Origin of the sequence: Rubrivivax sp. A210 (assembly GCF_904426505.1) — a bacterium.
Classification (GTDB): domain Bacteria; phylum Pseudomonadota; class Gammaproteobacteria; order Burkholderiales; family Burkholderiaceae_C; genus Rubrivivax.
On record NZ_CAJGBN010000034.1, the window covers coordinates 1 to 13,548 of the forward strand.

General features: G+C 70.2%; 12 protein-coding genes and 1 pseudogene. 6 read left to right on the top strand and 7 right to left on the bottom strand.

Going from position 1 to position 13,548, the window contains the following annotated elements; all coding sequences use genetic code 11:
• Positions 1 to 240 precede the first annotated feature (240 nt).
• Complete coding sequence (locus tag JMV16_RS16025) at positions 241 to 672, bottom strand: PIN domain-containing protein (RefSeq protein WP_201495310.1); 432 nt, start codon at positions 670 to 672, stop codon at positions 241 to 243.
• Complete coding sequence (locus JMV16_RS16030; RefSeq protein ID WP_201495311.1) at positions 669 to 869, bottom strand: type II toxin-antitoxin system VapB family antitoxin; 201 nt, start codon at positions 867 to 869, stop codon at positions 669 to 671. Before JMV16_RS16030 ends, JMV16_RS16025 begins: the two co-directional genes overlap by 4 nt.
• A gap of 170 nt (positions 870 to 1,039) precedes the next feature.
• Between JMV16_RS16030 and JMV16_RS16035 the strand changes: the two genes are divergently transcribed.
• The 3 genes and pseudogenes from JMV16_RS16035 to JMV16_RS16045 all read left to right on the top strand — a co-directional run bounded on the left by JMV16_RS16035 (position 1,040) and on the right by JMV16_RS16045 (position 6,867).
• Complete coding sequence (locus tag JMV16_RS16035) at positions 1,040 to 2,056, top strand: IS5 family transposase (protein WP_201495643.1); 1,017 nt, start codon at positions 1,040 to 1,042, stop codon at positions 2,054 to 2,056.
• A gap of 345 nt (positions 2,057 to 2,401) precedes the next feature.
• Positions 2,402 to 3,400, top strand: a pseudogene (locus tag JMV16_RS16040) (integron integrase); the annotation flags it as partial.
• A 173-nt stretch (positions 3,401 to 3,573) separates the two neighbouring features.
• Positions 3,574 to 6,867: an error-prone DNA polymerase gene (locus JMV16_RS16045; RefSeq protein ID WP_236580549.1), complete on the top strand. Its 3,294-nt coding sequence runs from the start codon at positions 3,574 to 3,576 to the stop codon at positions 6,865 to 6,867.
• 25 nt (positions 6,868 to 6,892) lie between these two features.
• On the opposite strand, the gene JMV16_RS16050 is transcribed toward JMV16_RS16045, so the two are convergent.
• On the bottom strand, positions 6,893 to 7,126 hold the full coding sequence (locus JMV16_RS16050; RefSeq protein WP_201495313.1) for a ribbon-helix-helix protein, CopG family: 234 nt from the start codon (positions 7,124 to 7,126) through the stop codon (positions 6,893 to 6,895).
• Positions 7,127 to 7,218: 92 nt separating this feature from the next.
• Between JMV16_RS16050 and ypfH the strand changes: the two genes are divergently transcribed.
• From ypfH to JMV16_RS16065, 3 genes are all read left to right on the top strand, one after another.
• Positions 7,219 to 7,941 (top strand): esterase, encoded by a 723-nt coding sequence (gene ypfH, locus JMV16_RS16055; RefSeq protein WP_201495314.1) that lies wholly within the window; start codon positions 7,219 to 7,221, stop codon positions 7,939 to 7,941.
• Between the two features lie 15 nt (positions 7,942 to 7,956).
• Positions 7,957 to 8,745, top strand: a complete 789-nt coding sequence (yaaA, locus tag JMV16_RS16060) for a peroxide stress protein YaaA (RefSeq protein WP_201495315.1) — start codon at positions 7,957 to 7,959, stop codon at positions 8,743 to 8,745.
• A 62-nt stretch (positions 8,746 to 8,807) separates the two neighbouring features.
• Positions 8,808 to 9,665, top strand: a complete 858-nt coding sequence (locus JMV16_RS16065; protein ID WP_201495316.1) for a 2OG-Fe(II) oxygenase — start codon at positions 8,808 to 8,810, stop codon at positions 9,663 to 9,665.
• On the opposite strand, the gene JMV16_RS16070 is transcribed toward JMV16_RS16065, so the two are convergent.
• The 4 genes from JMV16_RS16070 to fliQ all read right to left on the bottom strand — a co-directional run bounded on the left by JMV16_RS16070 (position 9,658) and on the right by fliQ (position 13,538).
• On the bottom strand, positions 9,658 to 10,932 hold the full coding sequence (locus JMV16_RS16070) for a DUF4010 domain-containing protein (RefSeq protein ID WP_201495317.1): 1,275 nt from the start codon (positions 10,930 to 10,932) through the stop codon (positions 9,658 to 9,660). The genes JMV16_RS16065 and JMV16_RS16070 overlap by 8 nt on opposite strands.
• 7 nt (positions 10,933 to 10,939) lie before the next feature.
• Positions 10,940 to 12,301, bottom strand: a complete 1,362-nt coding sequence (locus JMV16_RS16075; RefSeq protein WP_201495318.1) for an MBL fold metallo-hydrolase RNA specificity domain-containing protein — start codon at positions 12,299 to 12,301, stop codon at positions 10,940 to 10,942.
• Between the two features lie 203 nt (positions 12,302 to 12,504).
• Entirely contained in the window at positions 12,505 to 13,266 is a 762-nt protein-coding gene (fliR, locus tag JMV16_RS16080) for a flagellar biosynthetic protein FliR (protein ID WP_201495319.1), read from the bottom strand.
• 2 nt (positions 13,267 to 13,268) lie between these two features.
• Positions 13,269 to 13,538 carry a flagellar biosynthesis protein FliQ gene (fliQ, locus tag JMV16_RS16085; protein ID WP_201495320.1) on the bottom strand — a complete coding sequence of 90 codons (270 nt, stop codon included), beginning with the start codon at positions 13,536 to 13,538 and terminating at the stop codon, positions 13,269 to 13,271.
• Positions 13,539 to 13,548: the final 10 nt, after the last annotated feature.

The window sequence follows — 13,548 nt, forward strand, 5'->3', positions numbered from 1 at the left end:
CGCACATCCATTACGGGTGGCAACCTCAGGCTCCGTCGCGTTCCCCGTCCGGCAACGGGAATCATGAGATCTGCAATTGCAGAGGGCTGACTTTTGCCTCTTGACAGAAAGAAGCCATATCAACGTTCGAGCTAAGCGGCCTGCGGAGGCAAGCGCCGTAAGCCCGGGCTGAGATGATGCATCATGTGCCTCAGCCCGGGCTTACGGCGCTTGCCGGAGCGGGTCCGGTTGAGCGAGTGGTTAGGCGTCGCCGCGCCGCCGCGGGGCTGGGACCGACCAAAGTTTGAGCTTCGTGTGCTTGGCCGCGTGCGCAAAGTCTTGGTCTGTAGTCAGTAGCGTGAGGCCATGGCGGATGCATAGCTGGGCGATCAGTGCGTCTACTGTGCCAACTTGGACGCCAGACCGACGACAGGTGTTTCGGAGTTCAGCTGCGCCGATGTGGTCGTCCCGGTCGGGTTGAATGAGTGCCAGAGCTGCAAAGGTGCCGACGATCTGATCTCTAGCCTTTGCGCCGTTGAAGCCTTGGAGCAGTTCCTGAAGCACCAGCCCAGTCGTGACCACGACATCAGTACCGGAAAGTGCGTCCTTCAGTGCCCCAACTTCAGGATCTGAGGAGGTTGTATCGCGGCGCAGAGCGAGCGACCAAACGCTCGTATCGACAAGGAGCGTCATTTTCGCGTCCGCTCAGCCTTGTAGTCGTACGACTGATCCCACTCGAGCTTGCCCATCAGTTCGAGGACCTTTCGCTGCTGACGCCTGGCGATGAACTCCTGCAAGGCCATGGTCACTGCAGCCTTCTTGGTCTTCTCTCCGCTGACTTCAAGTGCGCGGTCAAGCAGATCCGGATCGATTGCGAGATTGGTTGCCATGTGCGACTCCTTACACAGAAGTCTACACCAGCGATGACCGTTGCGGTTTCTACACGCCGTGAGCCGCAGCCGAGAGTGTGACTGCGGCCTAACGTTCGAGCTAAGGAACCACTGATTTGTCCGGGCAGTCCTCGATGGCAGCCGAGGCCGCAGCCTGCGACGCTGGTGCCATGAAGCAGACAAGCTTTGCCAGTGCTGAGTACGCCGGCAAGAAGCGCCAGACGCGGCGGGAGCGGTTTCTTGCCGAGATGAACACGGTGGTGCCGTGGTCGCGGCTGGAGGCGCTGATCGAGCCGCACTACCCCAAGAGCGGCAAGGTGGGTCGGCCGCCCATCGGTGTGCCGCGCATGCTGCGCATGTACTTTCTGCAACAGTGGTACACGCTGGCTGACGAGGCACTGGAGGATGCGCTGTACGACAGCCAGGCCATGCGCGAGTTCATCGGCATCGACCTGGGACAGGAGAGCGTTCCCGACGCCACCACGCTGCTGAAGTTCCGCCGGTTGCTCGAGCAACACGACTTGACGGCCGCGATCCTGGCGGAGGTCAACGCGCACCTGAGCGAGCGCGGGTTGCTGATGCGACAAGGCACGGTGGTGGACGCCACCATCATCGCTGCCCCCAGTTCGACGAAGAACGAGGACGGCATGCGCGACCCCGAGATGCACCAGACCAAGAAGGGCCAGCAATGGCACTTCGGTATGAAGATGCACTCGGGAGTGGACGCCGAGTCGGGTCTGATCCACAGCGTTGTCTGCACGGCGGCGCATGAGGCCGACGTGGTGCACGTGCACGAACTGCGCCACGGCGGCCAGGAGAGCCAGGTCCACGGCGACAGCGGCTACACCGGGCTGGACAAGCGCGAGGAGGTCACGGCTGCGCAGGCCGAAGGCCGGCTGCGCAAGGACATCGACTCGCACATCGCCATGAAGCGAGGCCAGATCCAGGCCATGCCCGAAAGTCCGGCCAAGGCCTTGTTCGAGTGGTTCGAGCGGCGCAAGGCGCAGGTCCGGGCCATCGTCGAGCACCCGTTCCTCACCATTAAGAACCTGTTCGGCTACCGCAAGGTGAGCTACCGCGGCATTGCCAAGAACGAGGTCCGGGCCAAGGCGCAAGCGGCACTGGTAAACCTGTACATCGCCAGGCGGCGATTGATGGCCCAAGGGGTCAGTGCGCGCGCAGCATGAACAAGGGTCGCAAAGCCTCCTCCAATGCCTGCGAAACAGCCTCCCAGGTGCTTCGCCCGTGTTCACACCACAGCATCAGCGCTAACCGCCAGCCATGCGGCGCCCGCAAGGCGCGTAAATCAGCGCTTCCCTAGCCGCAGTTGCGGCGACCGGCAACGAAGTGCCACGATGGCAGCGCCAGATGCCATGGACTGCAGATGCAGCCGCCGCCAATTGAACAGCAACTCAGATAGCTTTTCTTGCAATCCAGCCTGGACTGGTTTCCCGTCATTTGGGGGTGGCAAAGGGTGCCGAATGCTGATACTGTACAAATATACAGTATCCTGACAAGCAGAGATCGCCACCATGCCGGATCCAGTCCCCGCTACGCCGCTGCTCGATCTCGTTCGGCAGCACGCCCGCTTGCGGCACTACAGCTTGCGCACCGAGGAGGCCTATGTGCGCTGGGTGCGTTCATTCGTCCAGTTTCACCGCATGCGGCATCCGGCGGAAATGTCTCGGCCCGAGGTGGAGGCCTTTCTCACCTGGCTGGCGGTCGAGCGTGAAGTTGCGCCAGCCACGCACCGGCAGGCCCTGTCGGCGTTGCTGTTTCTCTATCAGAAGGTGCTGGGGCAGTCACTGCCTTGGATGACCGAGATTGGCCGTCCGCGGGGCGAGCGTCGCTTGCCCGTCGTTTTCAGTCTTGCCGAAGTGCAGGCCGTGCTGGTCGAACTCGATGCCCGGCCTCAGGGCCTGGCGCACGCGCCGCTTGGCCTCATTGGCCGCCTTCTCTACGGCACCGGCATGCGCCTGCTCGAAGGTTTGCGCCTGCGTGTCAAGGACGTCGACTTCGATCGTCGCGCCCTGGTCGTGCGCGAAGGCAAGGGGTTCAAGGATCGCGTCGTCATGCTGCCCGCCGTGCTCGAGCAAGCGCTGCACGAGCAATTGGCGCGGGCGCACGCCGTCTGGCTCGATGACCGCGCCGCCGGGCTGGCCGGCGTACACCTGCCTGCGGCCTTGGCACGCAAGTACCCGCGTGCCGCCCAATCCTGGGCCTGGCACTGGGTATTCCCGCACGCCGAGCCTGCCGAAGACCCGCGACTGGCGGGCACATGGCGGCGTCATCATGTGCTCGACTCCAGCTTCCAGCGCGGCTTCAAAGTCGCGCTCGAGGCTTCGGGCGTCGCCAAGGCCGCCAGCCCGCACACGCTGCGCCATTCCTTCGCCACCCACCTGCTGCAGTCCGGTTACGACATCCGCACCGTGCAGGAACTGCTGGGCCATGCCGACGTGAGCACGACCATGATCTACACCCATGTGCTGCGCCTGGGTGGTGGGGCCGTGCGCAGCCCGCTGGACAATCTGGCCGCTGCGCCACCTGCTGCCGCCCCTTCTTCATCACCCTTCGGTTCATCCTCTTCTTCGCCTTCGTCACCGCCTTCTCCGCCAGTCGCCACGGCCTTCCTCCCACCCTCGCGCCATCCCCGTCCGCCCCGCGCCCGCGAGCCCCTGCCGGCCTATCGCTCGTCCCTGCTGCCGTGCGCCGCTCCGCCGTCCTGCCGCTTCCCGGCTACGCCGAACTGCACTGCCGCAGCAATTTCAGCTTCCTGAGCGGGGCCTCCCACCCCGAGGAACTGGTGGCGCGTGCGCAGGCTCTGGGCTATGCGGCGCTGGCCCTGGCCGACGAGTGTTCGCTCTCGGGCGTGGTGCGTGCCCACGCCGAGGCCGAACGGCTGCGCTTCCGCCTCATCGTCGGTGCCGAGATGCGGCTTTCGCCGCCGCCGGCGATGGCCGCTGCTGCGGCGCCCTCGGCGCGAGCGGCTGTCCCAGCCGCGCCCACCGAGCCCCGCCTCGTGCTGCTGGCCCAGTCGCGCCGCGGCTACGGCAATCTGTCGCAGTGGATCACGGTGGCGCGGCGGCGTGCGGCCAAGGGCAGCTACCTCGCCTGGCGCAGCGATCTCGAGGGCCGCGTGCCCACCGCCCCCACACTCACCGGGCTGCCGGGCTGCCTGGCGCTGCTGGTGGCCGATGCGGCGCAGTCCTTCGAGACGGTGTTCGGACATGCGATGTGGCTCAAGACCTGGTTCGGCGCCGAGCGTGCCGCCCTTGGCGTCGTGCTGCAGCACCGCGCGCTCGATGCCCTGCTGGTCGATACGCTGGAACGGGTCGCCGCCGTCACCGGCCTGCGTCTGGTGGCCCTGGGCGGCGTGCGCATGCATGCGCGCTCGCGCAAGCCCCTGCTCGACGTGCTGATGGCCACCCAGGCGCGCTGCACGGTGGCCGAAGCCGGCCATGCGCTGCAGACCAATGCCGAGGCCCATCTGCGCTCGCGCCTGCGCCTGGCCACGCTTTACCGGCCCGAATGGCTGGCCGCCACGCTTGATCTCGCCGGCAGCTGCGCCTTTTCGCTGGCCGAGCTGAAGTACGAATACCCGCGCGAGATCGTGCCCGCAGGACACACGCCGGCCAGCTGGTTGCGCCAGCTCACCGAAGACGGCGTGCGTACGCGTTTTCCGGGCGGCGAGCCGACCCCGGTGCGCGCCATGATCGAGCACGAGCTGGCCCTCATCGCCCAGCTGCGCTACGAGCCCTATTTCCTCACCGTCGCCGATCTCGTGCATTGGGCCCGCAGCCAGGGCATCCTGTGCCAGGGCCGCGGCAGCGCCGCCAATTCGGCCGTCTGCTACTGCCTGGGCGTGACCGCGGTCGACCCGGCCAAGACCACGCTGCTGTTCGAGCGCTTCATCAGCGCCGAACGCAACGAGCCGCCCGACATCGACATCGATTTCGAACACCAGCGCCGCGAAGAGGTCATCCAGTACGTCTACCGCAAATACGGCCGCCACCGCGCCGCGCTCACCGGGGTGATGATCTGCTACCGGCCACGTTCGGCGCTGCGCGATGTCGGGCGGGCGTTGGGCATAGACCTCGAACGCATCACTGCCGTGGCCAAGGGCCAGCAAGGGTGGTGGGATGACGACCCCCAGGCTCCTTCGTCGCCACCCCCCGAGGGGGCTGCGCCCGCCTTGGGGCGGCCCGGCGGCGGGCGCGGCCGCACCGCCCAGGCCGCGCACCTGCGCGAGCACGGCTTCGACCCCGAAGCGCCGCTGTGCCGGCTGTGGATGGAGCTGACGGCCACGCTGATCAGCTTTCCGCGCCATTTGTCGCAGCACCCGGGGGGCTTCGTCATCGCCCGCGACGATCTGGCCCAGCTGGTGCCGGTGGAAAACGCCGCGATGGAGGGGCGCAGCGTGATCCAGTGGGACAAGGACGATCTCGACGCCCTGGGCCTGCTCAAGGTCGATCTGCTCGCCCTGGGCATGCTCAGCGCGATACGCCGCGCGCTTGATTTCGTCGGCGCCAAGCTCGGCCGCCGGCTTGAGATGCACGAGCTGCCGCACGAGGATGCCGCCAGCTACGAGATGCTGTGTCGGGGCGACTGCGTGGGCACTTTCCAAGTCGAGAGCCGGGCCCAGATGAGCATGCTGCCGCGGCTGCAGCCGCGCCGGTTTTACGACCTCGTGATCGAGGTTGCCATCGTGCGCCCCGGGCCCATACAAGGTGGCATGGTCCACCCCTACCTGCGCCGGCGCAGCGGCGAGGAGCCAGCTGACTACCCCAGCGACGAGGTGCGGCGCGCGCTCGAGCGCACCCTGGGCGTGCCCATCTTCCAGGAGCAGGTGATGCAGCTCGCCATCCTGGCCGCCGACTTCACGCCCGGCGAGGCCGACCAGCTGCGCCGCGCGATGGCGGCCTGGAAGCGCAAGGGCGGCCTCGGGCCCTTTCACGAGCGTTTGGTCGGCCGCATGGTGGCCAAGGGTTACGCGCTGGACTATGCCGAGCGCATCTTCAAGCAGATCCAGGGCTTCGGCGAATACGGCTTCCCCGAGAGCCATGCCGCCAGCTTTGCGCTGCTGGTCTATGTCAGCGCCTGGCTCAAATGCCACCATCCCGATGCCTTTCTGGCCGCCCTGCTCAACAGCCAGCCCATGGGCTTCTACGCGCCGGCCCAGCTGGTGCGCGATGCGCGCGAGCACGGCGTGCGCGTGCTGCCGGTGGAGGTCAACCTCAGCGTCTGGGACAGTGAACTCGAAGGCGCGGGCTCACCGCTGCGTGACGTGCGCCTGGGCTTCAGCCGCATCACCGGCCTGCCGCGGGATGCCGCCGAGCGCATCGTCGCGGCGCGCGCCCAGGCGCCCTTCGAAAGTGCAGAAGACCTGACCCGCCGCGCCCGGCTCGATGCCCACGCGCTGCAGCTGCTGGCCCGCGCCGATGCGCTGCGGCCACTCAGTGGCCACCGCCACCAGGCCGCCTGGGCCGTGGCCGGCGTTGACACCCGTGCCACGGCCCTGTTGCGCAGCACGCGCACGCACGAGGCCATCGCCGCGCTGGCAGCGCCCGGCGCCGCCGCCACCGTGCTGGCCGACTACCGCGCCACCGGGCTCAGCCTGGGCCAGCACCCGCTGGCGCTGCTGCGCAGCCAGCTGGCCGCCTTCAAGGTGCAGCCGGCGGCGGTGCTGCGCCACTACCCCGACGGCCGCCTGGCGCGCGCCAGCGGCCTTGTCACCCACCGCCAGCGCCCGCAGACGGCCAAGGGCGTGGTCTTCGTGACGCTGGAAGACGAGACCGGCGCCGTCAACGTCATCATCTGGCCCGCGGTGGCCGCGGCGCAGCGCCGCGCCCTGCTGGCCAGCACCCTGCTCACGGTCTATGGCATCTGGCAGCGCCAGGGCGAAGGCGAGCACAGCGTGCGCCATCTGGTGGCGCGCCAGCTGGTCGACCACAGCGCGCTGCTGCAGGGCTTGGCCACGCACAGCCGCGATTTCCGCTGAAGTGGGATGAGCTTGGGCCGTCCGTTCAGGCGTCGCTGGTTTCCGGCGCCGCAAAGCGCCGCGTGATGTCGGCCTCGAACAGCGTCAGCGTCGCCATCTCCTCGAACAGGCTGTCCAGGCTCACGCCGCGCTGTTGCGCCACTTCCGCGAGCCGGCGCACCGTGTCCTCGGGCAGGCTCAGCGTCAGCCGGGCTTGGCCAGCCGCTGCGGCCCGCGGGGCGCGCTTCGGTGTCGATGACGGCAGGGGCTTGACGGCCATGCCTCAGTTTCGGCTGCGGCGGCCATCTTGGCGATATGAAGCGGTTTGCATACAGGGCCAACACCGTGCCGGCCGCGCCACAATGCGCGCCCATGCAAGCACCCCTCGAATGGCTGCCCGCGGCCGGCGCTCCTGAACAGCTGATCCTGCTGCTGCACGGCTGGGGCGAAGACGGCCGCGCGATGGCGCCGCTGGCCCAAGCCCTGCGCGCCCAGTTTCCCCAAGCCGCCGTGCTGGCGCCCGATGCGCCCGAGCCCTGCAGCGGCGATGGCGGCGGCATCCAGACGGAAGGCCGCCAGTGGTATGCCACGGACGACCTCACCCCCGCGCTGTGGGCCGAGCGCGTGGCCGCCGCCCTGCCGGCGCTGGAGGCCTGGATCAAGGCCGGGCAGCAGCGCCTGGGCGTGGGGCCTGCAGCCACGGCGCTGGGCGGTTTCTCGCAGGGCGCCGTGCTGGCGCTCGCGCTGGCGGTGGGGCACGACGGCCTGGCCGGCCGCGTGCTGGCCTTCGGCGGTTGCTTCGTCAGCCCGCCAGCCGCGGCGCCGCGCCTCACCACGGTGCATCTCTTCCACGGCGCCGACGACGCCGTGATCCCGGCCGACGGCTCGCGCCAGGCCCTGCAATGGCTGGCCGACCTGAACGGCGACGCCACGCTGGACATCGCCCGCGGCGTCGGCCACGCGCTGCACCCGGCGCTGGTCGAGTGCTGCCTGCACCGCCTTACCCACCACATTCCGCAGCGCACCTGGCAGGCCGCGCTGGGCGCGGTGCCGGCGCGGCAGGAAGGCGCTGACCCTTCCGCCCCCGACGACTGACGACGAGCCAAACCCATGCTGCTGCTGCTGTCCCCCGCCAAGACGCTGGACTACGAGAGCCCGTTGCCAGCGCCCGTGTTCGCCGCGGCCACCGAGCCGCTGTTTGCTGACCAGGCGTCGGCGCTGATTGCCGTGCTGCGCCGCAAGTCGGTGCGCCAGGTGGCGGCGCTGATGGACTTGTCGCCGGCACTGGCCGAACTCAATGTCGCGCGCTATGCCGCCTGGCAGTTGCAGGCCGATGCCACGAACAGCCGCCCGGCGCTGCTGGCCTTTGCCGGCGATGTCTACGACGGCCTCCAGGCCGCCACCCTGGGCGCCGACGACCTGGCCTGGGCGCAGCAGCACCTGGTCATGCTGTCCGGCCTCTACGGCGCGCTGCGCCCGCTGGACCTTTTGCAGCCCTACCGCCTGGAAATGGGCACGGCGCTGAAGACGCGGCGCGGCAAGGATCTCTACGCCTGGTGGGGCGACCGCATCGCCGCCCACCTGAACGAGCGCCAGGCGAAAGAGGTGTCGCCGGTGGTTCTCAACCTGGCCTCCATCGAATACGCCCGCGCGGCCCGCCGCAAGGCCTTGCGCGCCCGCGTTGTCGACTGCGTGTTCGAGGAGGTGCGGCCCGATGGCAGCGCCAGGATCATCAGCTTCTTCGCCAAGAAGGCGCGCGGCATGATGGCCCGCCACGCCATTGCGCGCCGCGCCACCCGGCCCGAGGACGTGCTGGACTTTGCGGCTGCCGGCTACGCCTTCGACGCCGCTGCCTCGGCACCCGAACGACTCGTCTTCCGCCGCCGCGCCGAGACTTAGTCGGGCCTGATTTGCAGCGGCGGCCCGCGCCGGCCTGCCAGAATGCGCCCATGGTGGCGACGATGACGACCCAGGCGATCACGCCGGAGCTCCGGCAATGGATACTCGACCAAGCCCTGGCCGGCTGCCAGCCCGCCGATGTGCTGGCGGCCATGCGCAACAGCGGTTGGGACGAGGACACGGCGGTGGCGGCGATGGAGCAGACGCTGCGCGAGCGCCTGCAGCAGGTCGGCCACACGGTCACCGCGGCGCCGGCCTCCGGCGCGCCCGTGCCCGAGCCGGCGCTGGAGGCCGCGCCGACGCGCCTCAGCGCCGAGGGCCATGAGGTGCGCGTGCTGACCACCTTGAAGCGGCCGCGCGTGGTGGTCTTCGGCGGCCTGCTCAGCGACGAGGAATGCACGGCCCTGATGGCGCTGGCGGGGCCGCGCCTGCTGCGTTCGGAGACGGTGGACAACGCCACCGGCGGCAGCGAGGTCAACGCCGCGCGCACCAGCGACGGCATGTTTTTCTCGCGTGGCGAGACGCCGCTGATCGACGGCATCGAGCGCCGCATTGCCGCGCTGCTGTGCTGGCCGCTGGAAAACGGCGAGGGCCTGCAGGTGCTGCGCTACCGGCCTGGCGCCGAATACCGCCCCCACCACGATTACTTCGACCCCGCCCAGGCCGGCACGGCGCGCATCCTGCAGCGCGGCGGCCAGCGCGTCGGCACCTTGGTGATGTACCTCAACACGCCCGAGGGCGGCGGCGCCACCACCTTCCCCGATGTCGGCCTGGAGGTCGCGCCGGTGCGCGGCAATGCGGTCTTCTTCAGCTACGACCGGCCCGACCCCTCCACGCGCACGCTGCACGGCGGCGCGCCAGTGACGGCGGGCGAGAAGTGGGTGGCCACCAAGTGGTTGCGCGAGGGCGTCTTCATCTGAAGACCAGCATCGCGCCCAGCGCGCCCGCGGTCGACAGCAGCAGCGAACCCGCCACGCGCAGGCCGTAGCCGCGCCCGCCCGCCACCCAGGCGGTGATGCTGCGTGTCACGGCGTTGGTGGCCACCGCCACCAGCGCGGCGTCGCGCACCAGGCCCGGCTCGACCAGGCCGGCGGCGGCGCGTGCGCCGAGCGCCGCCACCGGCGCATGGGCATCGGCCAGCGCCGCCAATGCGCTGCCGGCCAGCACGCCACCGACGCCGAAGTGCGTCTGCGCCCAGGCCACGCCCAGCGCCACCACGGCCAGCAGCAGGGCCACCAGCACGGCCTCGCGGGGGCGCAGCGGGCCCTGGCCGGGCGCTGCCACCGCCTCCGGCGGCAGCGCGGGCGCGGCGCGCAGGCGCAACAAGCCGCTGGTCAGGGCCAGGGTGGCGCCGGCCGCCGCCGCCGGCAGCAGGGCCAGCGCCGAGGGCGGCGACAGTGCCGCCAGCATCAGCAGGGCCAGCAGCCAGGTGGCGGCCGTCGACATCATGGCGCCGGCCTCGCAGGCGGCGGCGGCAGCCGGGGTGGCGCGGCTGCGCGCCCCCATCGCGGCGATGGTGGCCGTGCTGGACACCAGGCCCGACATCAGCCCGGCCAGCGCCAGCCCGGCGCGCGGCCCGAACAGGCGCAGCGCGACATGGCCGGCGGCCTGCAGCGCCAGGATCAGCAGCGTCAGCATCAGCAGGGTGCGCGGCGCCAGCCCGCCCAGCCAGGCCAGGGGCTGGGCCGGCGCCAGCGGCAACAGCACCAGGGCCAGGGCGGCGAGCAGCAGGGCGTCGTGCAGCTCGGCCTCGCTCAGCATCTGGGTCGCGAAGCGGTGCAGGCGCTCGCGCGCCGCCAGCAGGCCGGCGACGATGGCCGCAGCGGCTGCGCCCAGGGCCGGCTGCTGCACCGCGAGCACGCCCACCAGGTAGGTGACGAAGAGGGCCAGCTCGGTGGTGAGGCCGGGGTCGGCATCGGGCGTCTTGTGCTGCTGGCTGCGCCAGTAGGCGGCGCTGGCCAGCAGGGCCACGGCCAGCGCGCCCAGGGCCACCAGCAGCGGCTGCCGCGTCAGCTGGGCCAGGCCGCCGCAGAAGCCGGCCAGCGCGAAGCTGCGGATGCCGGCCGCCTTGCGCTCGGGGCCGCGGCGCTTGCGGCGCTCGCGCTCCAGGCCGATCAGCAGCGCCCCGCCCAGGGCCGCGGCCAGGCCCAGCAGATCGCCGCCGGCGAGGGTCGGGCCCGCGTCCATGGGGGCGCTAGACCTCTGCCGCCTCGCCGTGCTGGGGCACGCGCACGGCCCAGCCCAGTTGCTGCTGGATGGCCCCGCGCAGCGCATCGGCGGCGTCGGGCTCGCCATGGACGACGAAGGTCGCACGCGGCGCCGGGTGCAGCGCGCCCAGCCAGGCCAGCAGCTCGCCGCGGTCGGCGTGGCCCGAGAGGCCTTCGAGCCGGCTCACTTCGGCGCGCACCGGCACCATCTCGCCGTGGATGCGCAGCTCGCGCTCGCCGGCCAGCAGGCGGGCGCCGCGGCTGCCGCCGACCTGGAAGCCGGCCAGCACGATGCTGTGGCGGTGCTCGGGCGCCATCGCCTTGAGGTGGTGCAGCACGCGCCCGCCGGTGGCCATGCCGCTGGCCGAGATGATGATGGCCGGGAAGCGCGCCGCCGCCAGCCGCATCGACTGCTGCGCCGTCTCGACCATGCGCACGCCGTCGCACAGGCCGCGCAGCTCGCGCGCCGGCACGCGCAGCAGCCGGCCCTGGCCGCGGTAGAGCGCGGTGGCGGCCTGGGCCATGGGGCTGTCGAGGAAGATCGGGATCTCGGCCGCGATGGCGCCGCTGCGGCGCAGGCGCTGCAACAGCAGCAGCAGGGCCTGGGCGCGGCCCACGGCAAAGGCCGGCAGCAGCACCGAGCCGCCGCGCTGCACCGTGCGCTTGACGATGTCGGCCAGCAACGGCGCCGGGTCGGCCTCGGGGTGGAGGCGGTTGCCATAGGTCGATTCGACGATCATCACGTCGGCCGCCGGCGCCGGCTGCGGCGGCGGCATCAGCAGGTCGTGCTGGCGCCCGAGATCGCCCGAAAACACCAGGCGCAGGCCTTCGCGGCCGGGCTCGCTGAGGCTCACGCTGCAGGCGCCCAGCAGATGGCCGGCGCGGCTGAGCGCCAGCTTGTGGCGGCCGAGCAAGATTTCGCGCCCGGGCGGCAGCGGCTTCATCAGCGCCAATGCCCGTTCGGCATCGGCGCGCGTGTACAGCGGCAGCGCCTTGGCATGGCGGCTGTAGCCGTGGCGGTTGGCGCGGCGCGCGTCTTCTTCCTGCAGGTGGGCGCTGTCGAGCAGCAGCACGCGCGCCAGCGCACAGGTGGCGGGGCTGGCGTAGACCGGGCCCTTGTAGCCGTGGCGCACCAGGGCCGGCAGCCAGCCGCTGTGGTCGAGGTGGGCGTGGCTGATGACCACCGCGTCCAGCTCGCGCAGCGCCTCGGGCAGGGACCAGTTGCGCTCGCGGTGCAGCTTCCAGCCCTGGAACATGCCGCAGTCGAGCAGGATGCGCGAACCCGCTGATTCGACGAGGTGGCGCGAGCCGGTCACGCCGTCGGCGGCACCGAGGAAGTGGATCTTCATGGCCGCTCGCTCCTGGCGCTAGTGTCCTGAGTTGGAGGTTCGTTGATGAAGCGTGGACGAAGCATCAAGCGCTGGCGCATCCTGTCGAAAACGGCCGCAGCCTGGGCGCGGCGCGCAGCCGGGGTAGACCCCCGGCGAGCACCGCAACGACGGATGCGGTCGTTTCTCGGCAGGATGCTTCAATGAACTTCCAACTCAGGACACTAACCGAACTGCTCCAGCAGGCGCATCAAGGTCATCGTGAAGGGCTGTTCCAGCATCGGCAGGGTCAGCATCAGGCCCAGCAGGCCCACCCCCAGTGTGACCGGGAAACCGATGGCGAAGATGTTGATCTGCGGCGCCACGCGCGAGATGGCGCCCAGCACCAGGTTGACGAAGAGCAGCATGGTCACCAGCGGCAGCGCGATCCACAGCCCGGTGGCAAAGATTTCAGCGCCCCAGCGCTGCGGCTGGGCGTCGCGCAGAAAGGCAAAGGGTTCGGGGGCTATGGGGAATGCGACGAAGCTCTGCGCCAGCGCCGCAATCACCAGCAGGTGACCGTTGACGACGATGAACAGCCACGACACGGTGGTGCCGAAAAAGCGGCTGCTGGCGGTGGCGGTAGACGCCGAGATGGGGTCGAAGAAGCCGGCGAAGTTCAGGCCCATCTGCAGGCCGACGATCTCGCCCGCGTATTCCACCGCGGCAAACACCAGCCGCACCGAGAAGCCCAGCGCCAGGCCGATGACCGCCTGCTGCGCCACCAGCAGCAGGGCCGGCGGCGAAGCCAGCGCCACCGGCGCGAAGGCCGGCAGATTGCCTTGCAGCGCCAGCGCGATGAAGGCGGCGAGGCCGATGCGAACGCGCGCCGGCACCATGCGCGTGCCCAGCACCGGCAGCGCCGCGAACAGCGCCAGCGCGCGCAAGAAGGGCCACAGCAGCGGCGTGACCCAATCCAGGATCTGCGCCTCGCTGAGCGTGATCATGGCTAGCCGACGGCGGCCGGTATGGCCTGCAGCGTGCGCTGCAGGTATTCGACCAACGTCGCCAGCATCCAGGGCCCGGCCACGGCCAGCACGACGGCGGCGCCGACGATCTTGGGCACGAAGCTCAGCGTGGCCTCGTTGATCTGCGTGGCGGCCTGGAAGATGCTGACCACCAGGCCCACCACCAGCACCACCAGCAGCACCGGGGCGGCCACCATCAGCAGCACAAGCAGGCCTTGCTGGCCGGCGCTGAGAACTTGTTGCGCTTCCATGATTGCAGGC